16 protein-coding genes, 1 tRNA gene, 1 pseudogene and 1 riboswitch are annotated in these 15090 nt (G+C 51.2%); of the genes and pseudogenes, 10 read left to right on the forward strand and 8 right to left on the reverse strand.

Annotated elements, in window-relative coordinates:
* The 3 genes from JRI46_09705 to JRI46_09715 all read right to left on the reverse strand — a co-directional run bounded on the left by JRI46_09705 (position 1) and on the right by JRI46_09715 (position 1575).
* Positions 1–408 (reverse strand): biopolymer transporter ExbD, encoded by a 408-nt coding sequence (locus JRI46_09705; protein ID MBW2039855.1) that lies wholly within the window; start codon positions 406–408, stop codon positions 1–3.
* Entirely contained in the window at positions 383–1042 is a 660-nt protein-coding gene (locus JRI46_09710) for a MotA/TolQ/ExbB proton channel family protein (GenBank protein MBW2039856.1), read from the reverse strand. Before JRI46_09710 ends, JRI46_09705 begins: the two co-directional genes overlap by 26 nt.
* Before the next feature lie 121 nt (positions 1043–1163).
* Positions 1164–1355, reverse strand: a riboswitch (cobalamin riboswitch).
* A 143-nt stretch (positions 1356–1498) separates the two neighbouring features.
* Positions 1499–1575 (reverse strand) — tRNA-Met (locus JRI46_09715).
* 170 nt (positions 1576–1745) lie between these two features.
* Here JRI46_09715 and ftsH point away from each other — a divergent pair.
* Genes ftsH through JRI46_09745 form a run of 6 tightly spaced genes read left to right on the forward strand, consistent with a single transcriptional unit; the run spans position 1746 to position 6784 of the window.
* Positions 1746–3545 (forward strand): ATP-dependent zinc metalloprotease FtsH, encoded by a 1800-nt coding sequence (gene ftsH / locus JRI46_09720; protein ID MBW2039857.1) that lies wholly within the window; start codon positions 1746–1748, stop codon positions 3543–3545.
* Positions 3542–4414: a dihydropteroate synthase gene (gene folP, locus JRI46_09725; protein ID MBW2039858.1), complete on the forward strand. Its 873-nt coding sequence runs from the start codon at positions 3542–3544 to the stop codon at positions 4412–4414. The genes ftsH and folP overlap by 4 nt, the downstream gene beginning before the upstream one ends.
* A gap of 8 nt (positions 4415–4422) precedes the next feature.
* Positions 4423–5214 carry a TIGR00159 family protein gene (locus JRI46_09730; protein MBW2039859.1) on the forward strand — a complete coding sequence of 264 codons (792 nt, stop codon included), beginning with the start codon at positions 4423–4425 and terminating at the stop codon, positions 5212–5214.
* A 4-nt stretch (positions 5215–5218) separates the two neighbouring features.
* Entirely contained in the window at positions 5219–5878 is a 660-nt protein-coding gene (locus JRI46_09735) for a hypothetical protein (protein ID MBW2039860.1), read from the forward strand.
* Positions 5847–6008 carry a hypothetical protein gene (locus JRI46_09740; GenBank protein ID MBW2039861.1) on the forward strand — a complete coding sequence of 54 codons (162 nt, stop codon included), beginning with the start codon at positions 5847–5849 and terminating at the stop codon, positions 6006–6008. Before JRI46_09735 ends, JRI46_09740 begins: the two co-directional genes overlap by 32 nt.
* A gap of 32 nt (positions 6009–6040) precedes the next feature.
* Positions 6041–6784, forward strand: coding sequence for a pyridoxine 5'-phosphate synthase (locus tag JRI46_09745; protein ID MBW2039862.1), 744 nt, complete (start codon positions 6041–6043; stop codon positions 6782–6784).
* Here the strand turns inward: JRI46_09745 and JRI46_09750 are convergent.
* The 5 genes from JRI46_09750 to JRI46_09770 all read right to left on the reverse strand — a co-directional run bounded on the left by JRI46_09750 (position 6747) and on the right by JRI46_09770 (position 11179).
* Positions 6747–8090: a M20/M25/M40 family metallo-hydrolase gene (locus JRI46_09750; GenBank protein MBW2039863.1), complete on the reverse strand. Its 1344-nt coding sequence runs from the start codon at positions 8088–8090 to the stop codon at positions 6747–6749. The genes JRI46_09745 and JRI46_09750 overlap by 38 nt on opposite strands.
* Before the next feature lie 194 nt (positions 8091–8284).
* The gene (locus JRI46_09755; protein MBW2039864.1) at positions 8285–9220 is read right to left on the reverse strand and encodes a radical SAM protein; all 936 of its coding nucleotides are present in this window, start codon (positions 9218–9220) and stop codon (positions 8285–8287) included.
* Positions 9217–9678, reverse strand: a complete 462-nt coding sequence (locus JRI46_09760) for an NUDIX domain-containing protein (GenBank protein ID MBW2039865.1) — start codon at positions 9676–9678, stop codon at positions 9217–9219. The genes JRI46_09755 and JRI46_09760 overlap by 4 nt, the downstream gene beginning before the upstream one ends.
* 45 nt (positions 9679–9723) lie before the next feature.
* Complete coding sequence (locus tag JRI46_09765; protein MBW2039866.1) at positions 9724–10275, reverse strand: nitroreductase family protein; 552 nt, start codon at positions 10273–10275, stop codon at positions 9724–9726.
* A gap of 10 nt (positions 10276–10285) precedes the next feature.
* On the reverse strand, positions 10286–11179 hold the full coding sequence (locus JRI46_09770; protein ID MBW2039867.1) for an Mrp/NBP35 family ATP-binding protein: 894 nt from the start codon (positions 11177–11179) through the stop codon (positions 10286–10288).
* A 340-nt stretch (positions 11180–11519) separates the two neighbouring features.
* Between JRI46_09770 and JRI46_09775 the strand changes: the two genes are divergently transcribed.
* The 4 genes and pseudogenes from JRI46_09775 (at position 11520) to JRI46_09790 (ending at position 14919) form a co-directional block, all read left to right on the forward strand.
* Positions 11520–12506 carry a P1 family peptidase gene (locus JRI46_09775; GenBank protein ID MBW2039868.1) on the forward strand — a complete coding sequence of 329 codons (987 nt, stop codon included), beginning with the start codon at positions 11520–11522 and terminating at the stop codon, positions 12504–12506.
* A 393-nt stretch (positions 12507–12899) separates the two neighbouring features.
* Positions 12900–13631, forward strand: a complete 732-nt coding sequence (gene radC / locus JRI46_09780) for a DNA repair protein RadC (GenBank protein MBW2039869.1) — start codon at positions 12900–12902, stop codon at positions 13629–13631.
* Positions 13624–14661, forward strand: coding sequence for a Fic family protein (locus JRI46_09785; protein ID MBW2039870.1), 1038 nt, complete (start codon positions 13624–13626; stop codon positions 14659–14661). Before radC ends, JRI46_09785 begins: the two co-directional genes overlap by 8 nt.
* Positions 14662–14715: 54 nt before the next feature.
* A pseudogene (locus JRI46_09790) lies at positions 14716–14919 on the forward strand (site-specific DNA-methyltransferase).
* Positions 14920–15090 lie beyond the last annotated feature (171 nt).

Raw genomic sequence — 15090 nt, forward strand, 5'->3', positions numbered from 1 at the left:
TTATCTCTTTTTCCATTGGGTCTCCAGGGCAAGCTTGTAGATACCTGCTGATCTGACTAGGTCCAAGACCTCCACCACCCTCTGATAACTCACCTCCTTGTCCGCCCGCAGGTAGACCTTGATATCGGGGTCCTTCTCCTTTGCCATAGTTAGGAGTGAGGGGAGGGAATGCAGATCTGCCTCTTTATCCTCCAAGAAAAGCCTTCCATCCCTTTGTAAGGTGACGGAGATAAACTCTTGCTTGTCCACTTGAGAGGTGGAGGCTGCGGGCAGGTGCACGGGGAGCCCTCGGTGGATGGTCATGGAGAGCATGGAGTAGATGAAGAAGACCAGCAGCAGGAAGACCACATCGATGAGGGGGATCATCTCGATCCTGGGCCTTCTATTGAACCCCCGTTTGACCCTCATCTTTTCTCCTGTCTGAAGTCCATGGGACCATAAGATTCCTCTGTCGCTCGAAGGTGAGCTCCAGGCTGCTGGCAAATTTTTCCATTTCCCTAGTAGCACGCTCAATGCGGGAGAGGAAATAGTTGTAGGGGATCAGGGTCATGATAGCGATGGCCAATCCTGTGGCCGTGGTGATGAGGGCCTGGGCGATTCCTTCGGTGACCACCCTGGGGCTTTCTATCCCTGCCGCCCCCAAGAGGTGAAAGGAATTGATGATCCCGATGACTGTGCCCAGAATACCCAAAAGCGGGGCCAAGGTGATAATGGTGTCGAGGATATTGAGGTTCTTTTTCATCCTTTTTATTTCTTCCTCAGCACCCATCTCCATAGCCTGTGAGAGGGAGTAATTTCGATGAACGATCCCCCCCATCAACACCCTAGCAATGTAGTCCTTAGAATCCTTGACCCGCTGGGCCGCCTCCTCATATAGCCCCCTTTCGGTCAGCCTTAAGATCTCACTGATCAAAAACTTATCCCTCCCCCTCTCCGCATCCAGCCAGAAGATGATCCTCTCCACAATGATGGCGAGGGAAATGAGGGAGCAGATCAACAGCGGATACATGATGGGTCCGCCCCTGACAAAGAAGGTCCACATAGGTTTCTCCCCTTTAGAGTTCTTTTTCCTTCTAACCTTGGCCCTATAGAAAATCCCCGGTCTCAGAAGGAAACCGGGGATCCGAAACCTCTATGCCTTCACAGTCTTACCTTCGAAGACCTAACGTGAAGCATATTTAGGCAGGTTTTCTGGCTCGCGCATCATCCTACTTCCTGCACCTTCCCATCCCGGATTACCAGGACAGTGGCCTTATGCAGGTTTCATCAGCGCTCACAGAGGCGGGCCCGCTCAGGATTTGCACCTGCTTCCCTTTTAACCCTCCGCAGAGGGCACCTAAATATGGATCATGTCCTTATCGTATTTTCTAAATAACAGGAATCCCTCATCTTGTCAACAGAAGGCATTTAGACACTGTTTTAGTTCAAGCCTTAGGGAGCAATGGGGCGAGAAAGCAAAAAAAAAGGGGCTAGCAATTTGCTAACCCCTCAAAATCCTTGGTAGCGGGGGGTAGATTTGAACTACCGACCTTCGGGTTATGAGCCCGACGAGCTACCAGACTGCTCCACCCCGCGATCTTACAGATAATCTAGTTCTTCCCCTCAGTTTTGTCAACCCCTTTTGCAAAGGGTGTCAGGGAGAGGAAGTTTGATGAGTTTATTTCCCCATTTTTGTTGATAAATCTTCTAAATTATGTTATTAATTTAATATATATCTATTAAAAGAATGGTATTGTGAGGTAATAATGGGCCAGATACATAAGAGTTTGATCTTTTGGTTGATCCTCGGGTTAATGATGATCCTTCTCTTCAACTCCTTTTCCCCTAAAGGGAAAAAGGAGAAGGAGATAGTCTTCAGCGAATTCGTCACCGCAGTAGCCTCAGGCGAGGTGGCCAGTGTCACCATACAGGGGAACAAGATATCGGGCAAGTTCCTGAGCGGGGCCTCTTTTAAGACCTTCGCCCCCAACGATCCTGATCTGGTCAAGATGCTGCGTGAGAAGGGCATCGAGATAGCGGCCAAACCCGAGAATGAATCATCCGTTTGGCACTCTGTTTTGATCTCATGGCTTCCCATGCTCCTATTGATCGGGGTTTGGATCTTTTTTATGAGGCAGATGCAGATAGGGGGCGGCAAGGCCATGTCCTTTGGAAAGAGCCGGGCAAAGATCTTCCTCAAGAACCAAGACAAGAAGGTTACCTTCAAAGATGTGGCCGGGATAGAGGAATCAAAGGAGGAAGTAACAGAGATCATCGAGTTTTTGAAAGATCCTCAGAGATTTACCAAGCTGGGAGGGAGGATACCCAAAGGGGTTCTGTTGGTAGGCCCCCCAGGTACCGGCAAGACTCTTCTCGCCCGGGCCATTGCTGGGGAGGCAGATGTCCCCTTCTTCAATATCAGCGGCTCTGACTTTGTGGAGATGTTTGTGGGGGTGGGGGCCTCGCGGGTGAGAGACCTCTTTATACAGGCCAAGAGGAGCACCCCCTGTATCATCTTCATCGATGAGATAGATGCGGTGGGGAGATACCGGGGGGCCGGCCTCGGTGGAGGTCATGACGAGAGGGAGCAGACCCTGAACCAGCTCCTGGTGGAGATGGACGGTTTTGAGGTCAATGAGGGGATCATCTTAATTGCTGCCACCAACAGACCCGATATCTTGGACACGGCCCTCCTTCGCCCTGGACGTTTCGACAGACAGGTAATGCTCCCCATCCCCGATATAAAGGGAAGGGAGCAAATCCTAAAAGTGCATAGCAGGAACAGCCCCCTCGCCAATGACGTGGATCTGAAGGTGTTGGCCAGGGGCACACCAGGGTTCACCGGGGCCGATTTAGAAAATTTGGTGAACGAGGCCGCTCTGCTGGCTGCCAAGCAGAATAAAAAGGTTATAGACATGCAGGATCTAGAGCAGGCCAAGGATAAAGTAATGATGGGGACGGAGCGGCGGAGCATGATCATCAGTGAGGAGGAGAAAAAAGATACTGCCTACCACGAGGCAGGGCATGCCCTGGTGGCCAAGCTGGTACCCGGATCTGATCCTATCCATAAGGTGACCATTATCCCCAGGGGTCATGCCCTAGGGATTACTCAGCAGTTGCCCCTTGATGAGAGACATATTTATTCCAGAGACTATCTCATCACCAATATCACTACCCTGATGGGGGGGCGGGCAGCAGAGGGGCTGGTCCTGCAGCGTTTCACCACCGGGGCGGGAAACGATATCGAGAAGGCAACAGAGGTGGCCAGGAAGATGGTATGCGAGTGGGGGATGAGCGATTCTTTGGGGCCCCTTGCCTTTGGCCAGAAGGAGGAGCAGATCTTCCGCGGCAGGGAGATTGCCCAGCACCGGGACTACAGCGAGATGACCGCCCAGGAGATAGATAGGGAGATAAAGAGGATCGTGATGGAGTGTTACGAGAGGGCCAAGGAGATCCTCAAGAAAAACATCGATACCTTGCACAAGTTGGCCCAAACGCTGTTAGAGAGGGAGTCCCTCACAGGCGATGAGATCGATCAGATCATCTATGGAGGGGCATTGGCATGAATCCTCTCTCTAATGGGGGCAGAAGGACATTTTTACTGCGTTGCCAGGACAGAGAGCTGAGATTAGGGGAGCGGACCTTGCTGATGGGCGTCTTAAACGTCACCCCGGACTCCTTTTCCAATGGGGGGCTCTTCTTTGAACCAGCAAGGGCCATCGAGCACGGTCTAAAGATGGCCGAGGAAGGGGCAGACATCATCGACGTGGGAGGGGAGTCTTCCAGGCCTGGCTCTGATCCCCTCCCCCTTGAGGAGGAATTGAGGAGGGTCATCCCCATCATAGAGGGGCTGACCTCCCGTCTCGAGATCCCCATCTCGGTGGACACCTATAAGTCGCAGGTGGCCGAGAGGGCCATCGAGGCTGGGGCCCAGATGATCAATGACATAAGTGGTCTGCGCTTTGATCCGCAGATGGCCTATGTAGCCGCCAGATACGATTCCCCTCTGGTCATTATGCATATAAAGGGGACCCCAAAGTCGATGCAGCAGAACCCCCATTATGAAGACCTTATGGGGGAGATCATCGCCTATCTGCGCAAGGGGATAGAGGAGGCCGAGAAGGCGGGGGTAGACCCCCAACAGGTGATCGTTGATCCAGGTATTGGGTTCGGGAAGAGGGTCCAGGACAATGTCGTGATCCTCAACCGTCTCGGTGATCTCAATATCCTTGGAAGACCGCTCTTGATTGGGACCTCTCGCAAGTCTTTTATCGGTGCAGTATTGGACCTTGAGGTGCATCAGAGGGAGATAGGTACCCTGGCGACAGTAGCCGTCTCTGCTATGAAAGGTGCCCACATCGTGAGGGCCCATGACGTGGCCCCGACCAGGCAGGTGGTCGATATGGTGGACGCCATTATAAATGAAGAGGTATAAAGGAGATGATGGGGATAGAGGAGGCCTTTGCCTATTTCAGGTGGCAGGACGCCGTGGATATCCTCATCGTTGCAGCGGTGATTTACTGGATCATCCTGCTGCTCCGCGGGACCCGGTCGCTGCAGATGCTCATCGGTCTGGTCTTGCTCATCCTCGCCTTCCTGATCTCCCAAAAGGGGAGATTGATGGCGCTGCACTGGATCTTGAACAGTTTCCTGAGCTCCATCATCCTGATCATCGTGGTGATATTCCAGCATGACATCCGCCGTGCCCTCTCCACGGTGGGCAAGAACCCCTTTTTTTTCGGGGCGTATTCCCCTTATGGTGCGCCGATTCTAGACGAGATCATTGATGCTGCCCTCAGTATGGCCAGGAGGCAGATAGGGGCATTAATTGTCTTGGAGAGGGAGGCCGAGGCGGACAAACACGTGGAGGTGGGCGTAACCATAGATGGCAAGGTAACAAAGGAACTGATTACCACCATCTTTTCCCCTCCTTCTCCCCTTCACGACGGAGCCATCCTGATTCAAAGGGGCAAATTGACGGCTGCCCGCTGTTTTCTACCCTTGAGCGCCAACCCGCGCGTGCTCAAGACCCTGGGGACCCGTCATCGAGCGGCCCTGGGCCTTTCTGAGGAGACCGACGCTGTGGTCATCGTGGTCTCTGAGGAGAAGGGGGTCATCTCCGTGGCCATTGCTGGAAAGTTGACGAGAAACCTGGATGCCAGTGGGCTTAGACGGGTTTTATACAACCTCTTTGTCGGCAGCAAGAAGAAAAGACATCGATTTTCGTTAAGATAAGGCGATGAATTTGAAAATTTTTACCCAAAATCCAGTCTTAAAGATCATTGCCCTCATCCTTGCCGTTATCCTGTGGCTATTTGTCAAGAGCGAGAGGGGTGGGGAGGTAGGGTTGGTGGTGCCTTTGGAGCTGTATCGCCTCCCCTCGCGCCTCATCGTCACCCGTGTGACCGAGGAGGCCATAAATGTGCGCATCAATGGTCCCCTTTCGCAGTTGGAGAGGCTTTCCACCAGAGAGATCAGGGCAAAAGTTGATCTTTCCCGCGCCAAGCCCGGGCCGAACTCCTTTGACATACTTCCTAACAATTTAAATGTACCCCAAGGTCTAAAGGTTACCCAGATAAGCCCCTCCTCTGTCAAGGTTGACCTCGACAGGATAGCGGACAAGATAGTGCGCGTCAAGGCCCTGGTGAAGGGGAGGCCTGCAAAGGGTCATCGAGTCATCAAGATCTCTGTCGATCCTTCCTATATCAATCTGCAGGGGGCACACACTCAGTTGATCAAGCTCAGGGAGGTGTCGACCGAGGAGGTAGACATCTCTGGTCTTAAAGAGACCGTAAAGGTCGAGGTGCCCCTTAGGCTCACCGACCTAAGATTAAAAAAAGGGGTGGAAAAGAGGGTTAAGGTCATCGTTGAGATTAAGGGGGAGAAAGGGGGAAAATGAGGGAGTTGTTTGGTACAGATGGTGTGCGGGGGTGGTCATCTCCGCCTCCCACAACCCCTTTTACGACAAGGGGATCAAGATCTTTTGCGGAAGAGGTGAAGATATCCAGGATGGCAGATTCCATGGCTGAGACAGTTCAAAATACCTTGGGATAGGAGGTTTATCTTGCCGAGATTAGGGGTAAACATCGATCATGTGGCCACCTTACGGGAGGCAAGGGGGATTACTTATCCAGACCCGGTGATTGCCGCTGGCCTAGCTGAGCTGGCGGGAGCGGAGTGTATAGTGGTCCACCTGAGGGAGGACAGGAGGCATATCAAGGACAGGGATCTACGGATCCTGAGGGAGACCGTCAAAACGAGCTTGAACATGGAGATGGCTGCCACTGATGAGATGGTGGAGATCGCCTCCCAGATAAGGCCAGATATATCGACCCTGGTCCCCGAAGGGAGGAAGGAGTTGACCACCGAAGGGGGGCTCGATGTCCTGAAAAACCGGGAGAGGATAGGGGGGGTGGTAAAGATCTTAAAGGGGGCAGGGATAAAGGTGAGCCTCTTCATCGACCCCGTCCTGAAACAGATAAGGCTTGCCCATGAGGTAGGGGCTGATGCCATTGAGATCCATACTGGCCTCTATTGTGAGGCCAGGACCCCTCAGGAGGTGGACGAGGAACTAAAGAAGGTGATGGTGGCGGTCAAGGAGGCCCATGGCCTCGGCCTGGAGGTGAAGGCCGGGCATGGTCTCAACTACTTCAATGTGAGCAGGATAGCCGATATCCCAGAGATAGAGGAATTGAGCATAGGTCACAGCATCGTGGCCCGGGCAGTATTGGTGGGAATGGAGAGGGCGGTGCGGGAGATGATCGCCATCACCCAGCGGCCACCTCTTGCACGATCTCGAAGATGACCTCGCAGGCGAAGCCCAAGTTTTCTATAGATATCCGTTCATTATGACCGTGGACTGATTTTAACTCCTCCTGTATCAGGCGAAAAGGGGAGAAATCGTAGCAGGGTACCCCCACCTCCCGGAAAAAGCGGCTGTCAGTGGCCCCGGTGATGAGAAAGGGGGTGACCATGCAGTCAGGGTCCTTCCTCTGAGCCACTTTGTAGATGGCCTTATAAAGCTCGTTGTCTGTAGGAGAAGGGGGGAGGGAGTGGCTCTCGAAGTCCGGCAGGGAGGATATCTCTATCTCCTTATCCCCGATGACCTCCCGGAGTTGAGCGAAGAGGTCCTCGCCGGAGGTCCCAGGGAGGATGCGACAGTCAAAGACTGCCTCGGCCTCCGAGGGGATAACGTTTACCTTGTTTCCCGCTCTTAAGATGGTGGGCGTGAAGGTATTTCTCACCATGGCGTTGTAATTCGGGTTGGCGGTAAAGACCTCGGCAAAGGAGGGGTCGCGTAAGGCCCCTTCTATATCTTGATACCCCTTCGCCTCCTCAGGGGGTTTGAGCTTGGCCAGGTTGGCGAAGTATTTTTTTACCAGCGGAATTATCACAAAAGGGGCCTCCCACTCCACCACCCGGCTGAGGGCCCTGATCAACTTGACATTGGCACTATCACCATGGGGCCTGGAGCCATGGCCCGATCTTCCTCTCGCCCTCAAGGTGAACTGAGAGACCACCTTCTGGGCCGTCGCTATCTCATAGTGATCTACCTCACCATTTTCCCGCAAGAGGATGGTACCCCCTTCGTTGAGAACAAAGGCTGCCTCCTTCAGGCGGGGTTCTCGCTCCAGCATCCACTTGACCCCCCACCTCCCTCCGGCCTCCTCGTCGGCGGTGGCCAAGAAGATGATATCCCTCTTCAATGGGATCTTGTATCTCTTCAGCAAGAGCATGGCCATCAGCTCTGCTACGCCCTTACCCTTCATGTCGATGGTACCGCGCCCATGGATATAGCCATCCTTGACGATTCCGCCAAAGGGGTCTAACTCCCATTTGTCCTCCTCCACGGGAACCACATCCATGTGGTTGAGGAGGATCATCGGCGCCTCTGTCCCTTCCCCGGGCAAGACGGCCATGAGGTTGGCCCGTTGGGTGATGGGTTCATAAATGGTGGTATTGATTCCCTCTTTGCTCAATATCCCCTCCAGGTAGCGGGCTGCCTCCATCTCGTTCCCTGGGGGGTTGGTGGTGTTGATCTTGATGTATGCACTGAGGACCTCCACTGCCTCGTCTCTTACGCCCTGCCAAGCGATTTGGTCTTTGATCATCTCCCCTCCTCTGAGACAAAAGAATATGCTTATGTAGATCAGGGGCAAGCCCTAAACTCTACTTGATTTATCCTGCAATGGAGTTTTGAGGTCTGCCGAGATCGATAGGGAATTTTACTGCTGAATTGGGCGGTATGCAAGGTCAATTTGGATATAAAAACTATCAGAATTTTTTAGATTTTAAAAGAAAAGGGTTACGAGACCCTGTTGGCCACCTCATAATATAGTCTCTGATTGAAGACCCGATATTTGATCGCTCCTTCCTTGGTAAGTTTATCCAAGATCTTCGTGACCTCCAGATCGTGGACACCTAGGGTCTTAGAGAGGTCATCCGGGGTCACCGGCCTGCGCTGTATGAGGCGTATCACCTTCTCCTCTAGATTTTCCCAGGGTATCTTGTGTCCATGCCCCTCGAACTCTGCAATGATTTCTGCACCATTCCCCAGAGCCGCCTTAATCCTCTCCATCTTGCTGGGGGTGAGGGGGAAGGCATAATCCTCCACCGAAGGCCTCACTACCGTATTGAGCTGTACTTTGTCGGGTTGGATGGTGCGGATGACTTCTTTTAGTCTCTTTATCTCCCCCGGTCCATCGTTTACCCCCCTGCACAAAAGGACCTCCAGCCAGATCTGTCCCCTGTACTCCCTCCTGAAATCGGCCAATCCTTGGATGACCTCCTTGATCTCCAGAGAGGAATGGGGTCTGTTAACGGTGCGGAAGACATGGGGGGTGACGGCATCCAGCGACGGCATGACCACATCGGCCAGAAGAAGGTCCCTCCTCACCTCCTCAAGGCAGAGGAGGGAACCATTGGTGATAACGGCCAATGGGCATGAGGTCAACCCCTTTATACCCTGGATCACCTCACCTATCTTGAGGTTGAGGGTGGGCTCCCCTGAGCCGGAGATGGCGATATAGTCCACATCGTCTCCCCACTCTTTGATGGCCTCCTTCACGTCATGGAGGATGGCTTGGGCGGGAAAATACTCTTGGCGCTCAATGGTCTGGAGGGTAGTTCTCCCTATCTGGCAGTAAATGCAATTATAGGTGCAGACCTTTTTCGGGACCAGATCCACCCCTAGGGATATCCCCAAGCGTCTGGAGGGAACGGGGCCATAGGTGTACTTCAATTTCCTATCCTTTCTATCTTCTCAATAAGGGTCTGGTGCGAGTCAAAGGCCACTCTGGGGAGGCCATTTAGAGGGAAATACCTTACCTCTACGGCGTCATCCCCTGCCATCAAATCTCCCCCCATGGGGGTGACCTTGTAGCCGATGATGATCAAGGGGCCATAAAAGGGGCTATCTTCATAGACCACATCTATTAACCTCTCCACTTCTCCGGTCAAACCGGTCTCCTCCTTTAACTCCCGTAATACACCCTCACCAGGGGCCTCGTCCGCCTCCACAAAGCCTCCGGGGAGGCCCCACTTCCCCTTGCCCGGGTCCATTCCCCTTTTGACCAAGAGGAGTTGACCATCACCATCGAGGACCAGAGATGCAGTGGCCGGAAGGGGGTTTTCATAGTGTATCGTGTCACACCTCCCACAATATAGCCTCACCTTTCCATGGCGGAAGACCTTCTCCAACTCCCCACCACATAAGGGGCAAAAACGCCTCTGTCTCCTCACCCTTTAGCGCCTCCCATATTTTTCATAATAGACGAACTCCTCGATCTCCTTCCTCTTGGGGGACGATGGAGCCTCCTCTGGGAAGCCGAGGGGGGTCATGGCCACCACTGCCCTCCCCTGAGGGACTTGAAGGATCTCCGCCACCTTTGCAGCATCGAAGTAGCCGACAATCACCGTTCCGAGGCCCATGGCATGGGCGGCCAAGCAGAGGTTCTGCATGGCGAGGGCGACGTCGAACATATACCAATCCCCCTTGTCAGTACAGGCCTCCCCTTTTTTAAAGCCAGCTTTCCCCTCGATACCTAAAAATACCAGCGTGAGGGGGGCTTGTAAGATCCCCTTCCGGGCAGGGTTCCCCATAGGGAAGACATCGGCCAACCTCCTCTTGGTCTCCTCCTCCCTGACTATAGTGACCTCCCAGCACTGGGTATTGGCCCAAGAGGGTGCCCATCGAACGGCCTCCAGAACACCCCTTAACTTCTCTTCGGGGACCGGATCTCCCTTATAGGCCCTCACTGATCTCCTCCCCCTGATGGCCTCCATAAGATCCATGATGATCTCCTTTTTATTTATATAAAACCTGTGTCACCAGGGTGAGCCGCACCCCTTCTTCTATCAGTTCCTTGCACCGCTGGCCTATCTCACTCAACTTGCTGGCGGTTTTCGATCGGGGGAAGGAGGTGATGAACGGTTCCCCCTTATCACTGCATTTCGACACCTCAGGGTCAACCGGTATCCTCCCCAAAAAGGGCATCTCCAAATCTTTGGCCACCCTTTCGCCTTCACCTTTACCAAAGGGGGTTAAGGGCCTTTCACAATGGGGGCAGGTGAAGTCGACCATATTTTCTATTAAACCGATGGCGGGAACATGGAGCTGGCGGAAGAAGGAGGCCGTCCTTTGGGCCTCCAACAACGATAGGGCTTGAGGTGTAGTGACGATCAGGGCCCCGGCCACCCCTTTGAGGAAATGTACGGCGCTCATGGCCTCATCTCCCGTTCCAGCGGGCAGATCGACGATGAGAAAATCTAGCTCCCCCCAGTGGGAATCGGAGATGAACTGTTTGATCACCCCTTGTTTGATGGGTCCGCGCCACGCAATGGGTGTCTCCTGATTGTGCAGAAAGAGGGCCATGGAGACTACCTTGAGTCCCTCCATAGGAGAGGCAGGTTCTATCCCCTCCACCAACCCTTCAATCCCCTGGGGTTTAATGCCCAACATTCTGGGGATATTGGGAGAGTGGATGTCGGCGTCCAGAAGGCCCACCTCCCACCCCTCCTGGGCCCAGAGCACCGCCATATTGACGGCGATGGTGGTCTTTCCCACTCCTCCTTTTCCCGTTATGATTACCACATGCTGAGCATTCATATATCTAATACCTCGGTTACAGAGCCCACATTGCAAAAGATAGAAGCGACGGCCCATCTTCTGGACGAGCCAAACGCCGGCATATAAACCCATTCACTCTGAGGTCCCAATTCAGCCTTCCTTTTTTGATTTAACCAGTTATGCAGGTTGATGTCAAGGAGAAGGTTTGACAAGGGGAGAAGGGCTTTGCTATCCTTACTTTGGAAGAGTATGGAATTTCATAACACAGGATTTCTTTTAATCTCAATCACCTTTAAGGACCAACTTCAGGGGGCTTCGCCCCCTGAAACCCCCGAAAAGAGAAAACCTTTTTGGGGGAGTTTGAGGGGATGCTCCCCTCAACGCTGGCTTCAAGAAAAGGAAGAGATTATTTTCATTATCAATAGCAAGAGTAACCGTCATGGACGGTTACTTGGAGGATAAAAGAAAAGGGATGTTCAGCGCCATTACCGATATAGAAGGAATCCGTGTAGGACATGCCAGCAACTTTGAGGCCTTGACAGGCTGCACGGTCATCCTCTGTGAGGAGGGGGCAGTAGGAGGGGTAGAGATTAGGGGTTCGGCCGCCGGGACCCGACAGTTGGATGCCCTTTACCCCGTTCATTTGGTCCAGCGGATTCATGCCATCCTCCTCACAGGGGGAAGCTCATTTGGCCTGGATGCGGCGGGTGGTGTGGTACGTTGCCTTGAGGAGAGGGGGAAGGGATTCGATGTGGGGGTCACCCACATCCCCATTGTCCCCACAGCGGTGATCTTCGACCTCGCCCTGGGCGATCATAGGGTACGCCCAGATGCCGAGATGGCCTATCAGGCCTGCCTCAATGCCTCATCCGGAGCAGTGGAGGAGGGGAGCGTAGGGGTGGGCACAGGGGCCACGGTGGGCAAGCTTTTTGAGTTACCGAGGGCTTCCAAAGGAGGGGTGGGCACAGCCAGCATGGAGGGTGGTGGAGGGATTGTGGTGGGGGCATTGGTAGTGGTGAATGCCCTGGGGGACGTGGTGGATGAGAGGACAGGTGAGATCCTCGTAGGGCTCAGAGAGGATGAAGAGGGGCTTAGTTTGGTGAGCACGGCCGAGCTCCTCCGGAAGGGGGTCCAGAAAAAGGGTCTGGGGAGGCCGCCCATGGGTAATACGACCATCGGTGTGATCGTCACCAACGTCTCCCTGAACAGAGAGGATATCATCAAGGTGGCCCAGATGGCGCATAATGGACTGGCCAAGACCATCTCCCCGGTCAATACTACCTTTGACGGCGATATTGTGTTCGGCCTCTCCCTGGGGGGAAGGGAGGGGGATGTGAACAACGTGGGGGCCTTGGCTGAGGGCGTCATTATGGAGGCCGTGAAGAGGGCGGTCAAGAAGGCCGACGGCTTTGGTATCATCCCAGCATATCGTGATCTAAGGAGGGGAAATATACCGTGAAAATACTTCACGATAAAATTAAGCCTGTAAGGCGTTTTGACTTTCAGGTGTCTTTGGGCTTTTTACTGTAGTGGGCGGAACCCTCCTGAAACCCCTAATGAGGCATTTCCTTCTTTTGGAAGATTTAAGGATTCAAGGGGTTTGTCTTTCACTAGAATCCTAGACTCCTAGACCCCTGGAACCCTATGATTTGAATCCTTGAATCTCCCGGTGGAAACTGGTATTTTCATGAAGCGGAGGTGGGGACAACCCCTCGTGAGGGTTTTGAGTATTGGAAGGTGTGTAGTGGCTATAAGTGCTATATCCCAATTTCGTATATCTTCCCAATTTAGAGGTATATACTAAGTACGGATATGAACAAGTTATGTGAATTTATACCTGAGGTAATAGGAAATGCAAGAATCAAGAGATATAGGGGAAGGTCACCGGAGAAGATTGCGAGAGAAATTTATAAAAGCGGGTATCTCGGGATTTCATGATTATGAGATTGTGGAATTACTTCTTACCTTAGGAACCCCTCGGAAAGACTGCAAGCAACAAGCAAAAGAGGCTATAAGAAAGTTCAAAACTCTTCGGGGTGTTCTTGAAACACCAATGGAAGAACTTCAAGAGATTAAAGGAATTGGACCTCACAACGCCTTTGGCATAAAACTTATTCAGGAAGTAGCCAGAGAGTTTCTTAAAGAGAAGATTCTTGAAAAGCCCATCTGTAAATCTTCAAGAGAAATTTTTGATTATCTTTATCATTCTATGCGTGATCTGAAAAAAGAAGTCTTTAAAGTCATTTTCTTAGGTGGGAAAAATCAAATTATAGACATAGAAGATCTATTTGAAGGCACATTGAATGCATCATCAGTTTACCCTCGTGAGATTATAAAGAATGCGATCAGGAACAATGCTCTCGGTCTTATCTTTGTTCATAATCATCCTTCGGGAAATCCTGAGCCTTCTCAGAGCGATAAAGAGATAACAGAAGATTTAGTTTTTGCTGGTAATCTTATGCAAATTAAAGTCTTGGACCATATTATCGTAGGCGATAATAAATATTTTAGCTTTGCCGATGAGGGACTGATTGAAGAATACAATCTAAATTTTTTGAGTATGAAAAGAGGCAAGAATGTTTAAGCCAATATTTAGATATACAAATAGAGTAGTACGGTTACTTACCAGGATTTCTGCAGCAAGAGAGGTAATTCTAAATTCACCTTTAATTCCCAGATGGGAAGTCGCTTTAAGGCGTGAAGCAATAATCCACAGTGCCCATTCATCCACTAGCATTGAGGGAAACAGGTTATCTTTGGAACAGGTAAGCGACTTAGCCCAGGGAAGAGAGGTGATGGCTACCCGGAAGGATAAATTGGAGGTTTTGAACTATTTAAGGGTATTAGGGAATCTCGGTAAACTAACTAAGGGAGAGAAAATCACCGAAAAAGACATCTTAAATATTCATCAAATATTAACTAAAGATACATTGGAAAATCCTTCTGATTGCGGAGTTTATCGTAACCGTTATGTCGTAGTGGCGAATAGACTTACCGGAGAGGTATTTTTTAGGCCACCAAAGAATGAAGATGTGCCCAGGTTAATAAGAGATTTAGTTAGATGGATAAACTCGAAAGAAGCGAAAGAGCTCGATCCCATTTTTGAAGCAGGAATAGTCCATTATGAATTTGTCAGAATCCATCCCTTTGTTGACGGGAACGGCAGAACTGCAAGAGTCCTGGCAACTTTGATTCTGTATCTACGGGGCTTTGACACCAAACAGTTCTTTTGCCTTGACGATTATTATGACTCAGATAGGCCGGCTTATTACAGAGCATTGCAAAGCGTTGACCAAGAAACTCTGGATCTGACCAACTGGTTGGAATATTTTGTCGAAGGGGTAAATATAAGCATTGAGGCAGTTAAAGAAAGGGTAATTAGACTCAGTAGTGAAAGGTTGAGGAAGGCGAAAAGAGGACAGATTGCTTTAACTGAAAGACAGATGCAGATGGTAGAATTTATAAACCAGAATGGTAGAATAGCAATTGGTGATATCTCAAAGATGTTTAAAATCACCAGACAGGCTGCGCTAAAAGAAGTTTCCAAATTAGTGGATCTGGAAGTAGTTAAATTGAGTGGGAAAGGGAGAGGCGCCCACTACATATTGGCATGAAATCGGTTGTCGTTTTGGTTGTCGTTTTGGTTGTCGTTTTTTGAGGGAGTAAGTATGAATAAACTCAGCAATGAAGAGATTGAGTTTATAACCAAATGTCTGAAGGAAGGCAAACCACTTCCTGATAGTTACAGGTATATTATCCCCTTTGAGACAAAGAAAGAATATGAACTAACCTACGACGGCAAAGAGCGGGAAGAAGACATCCTTGCAGACACAATGGCGGTTCCTCTGCAACCAGTAAAAACTTTTGGCAACCCCGTAAGAGACCAAAGGTCTTACGGGGCAGGTGGGGATGGTGGTTGGATTAATAAACTTGAGTCTACTGCAGAAACCTTATATATAGATTTTCTATTTTCAGGCCATCAGGCCATGCTCTTTGACAAATTAAATAGATATAGCATCAAGTTGAACATAAATTGCCATGAA

It is taken from the genome of Deltaproteobacteria bacterium (assembly GCA_019308925.1).
Taxonomy (GTDB): Bacteria; Desulfobacterota; B13-G15; order B13-G15; family RBG-16-54-18; genus JAFDHG01.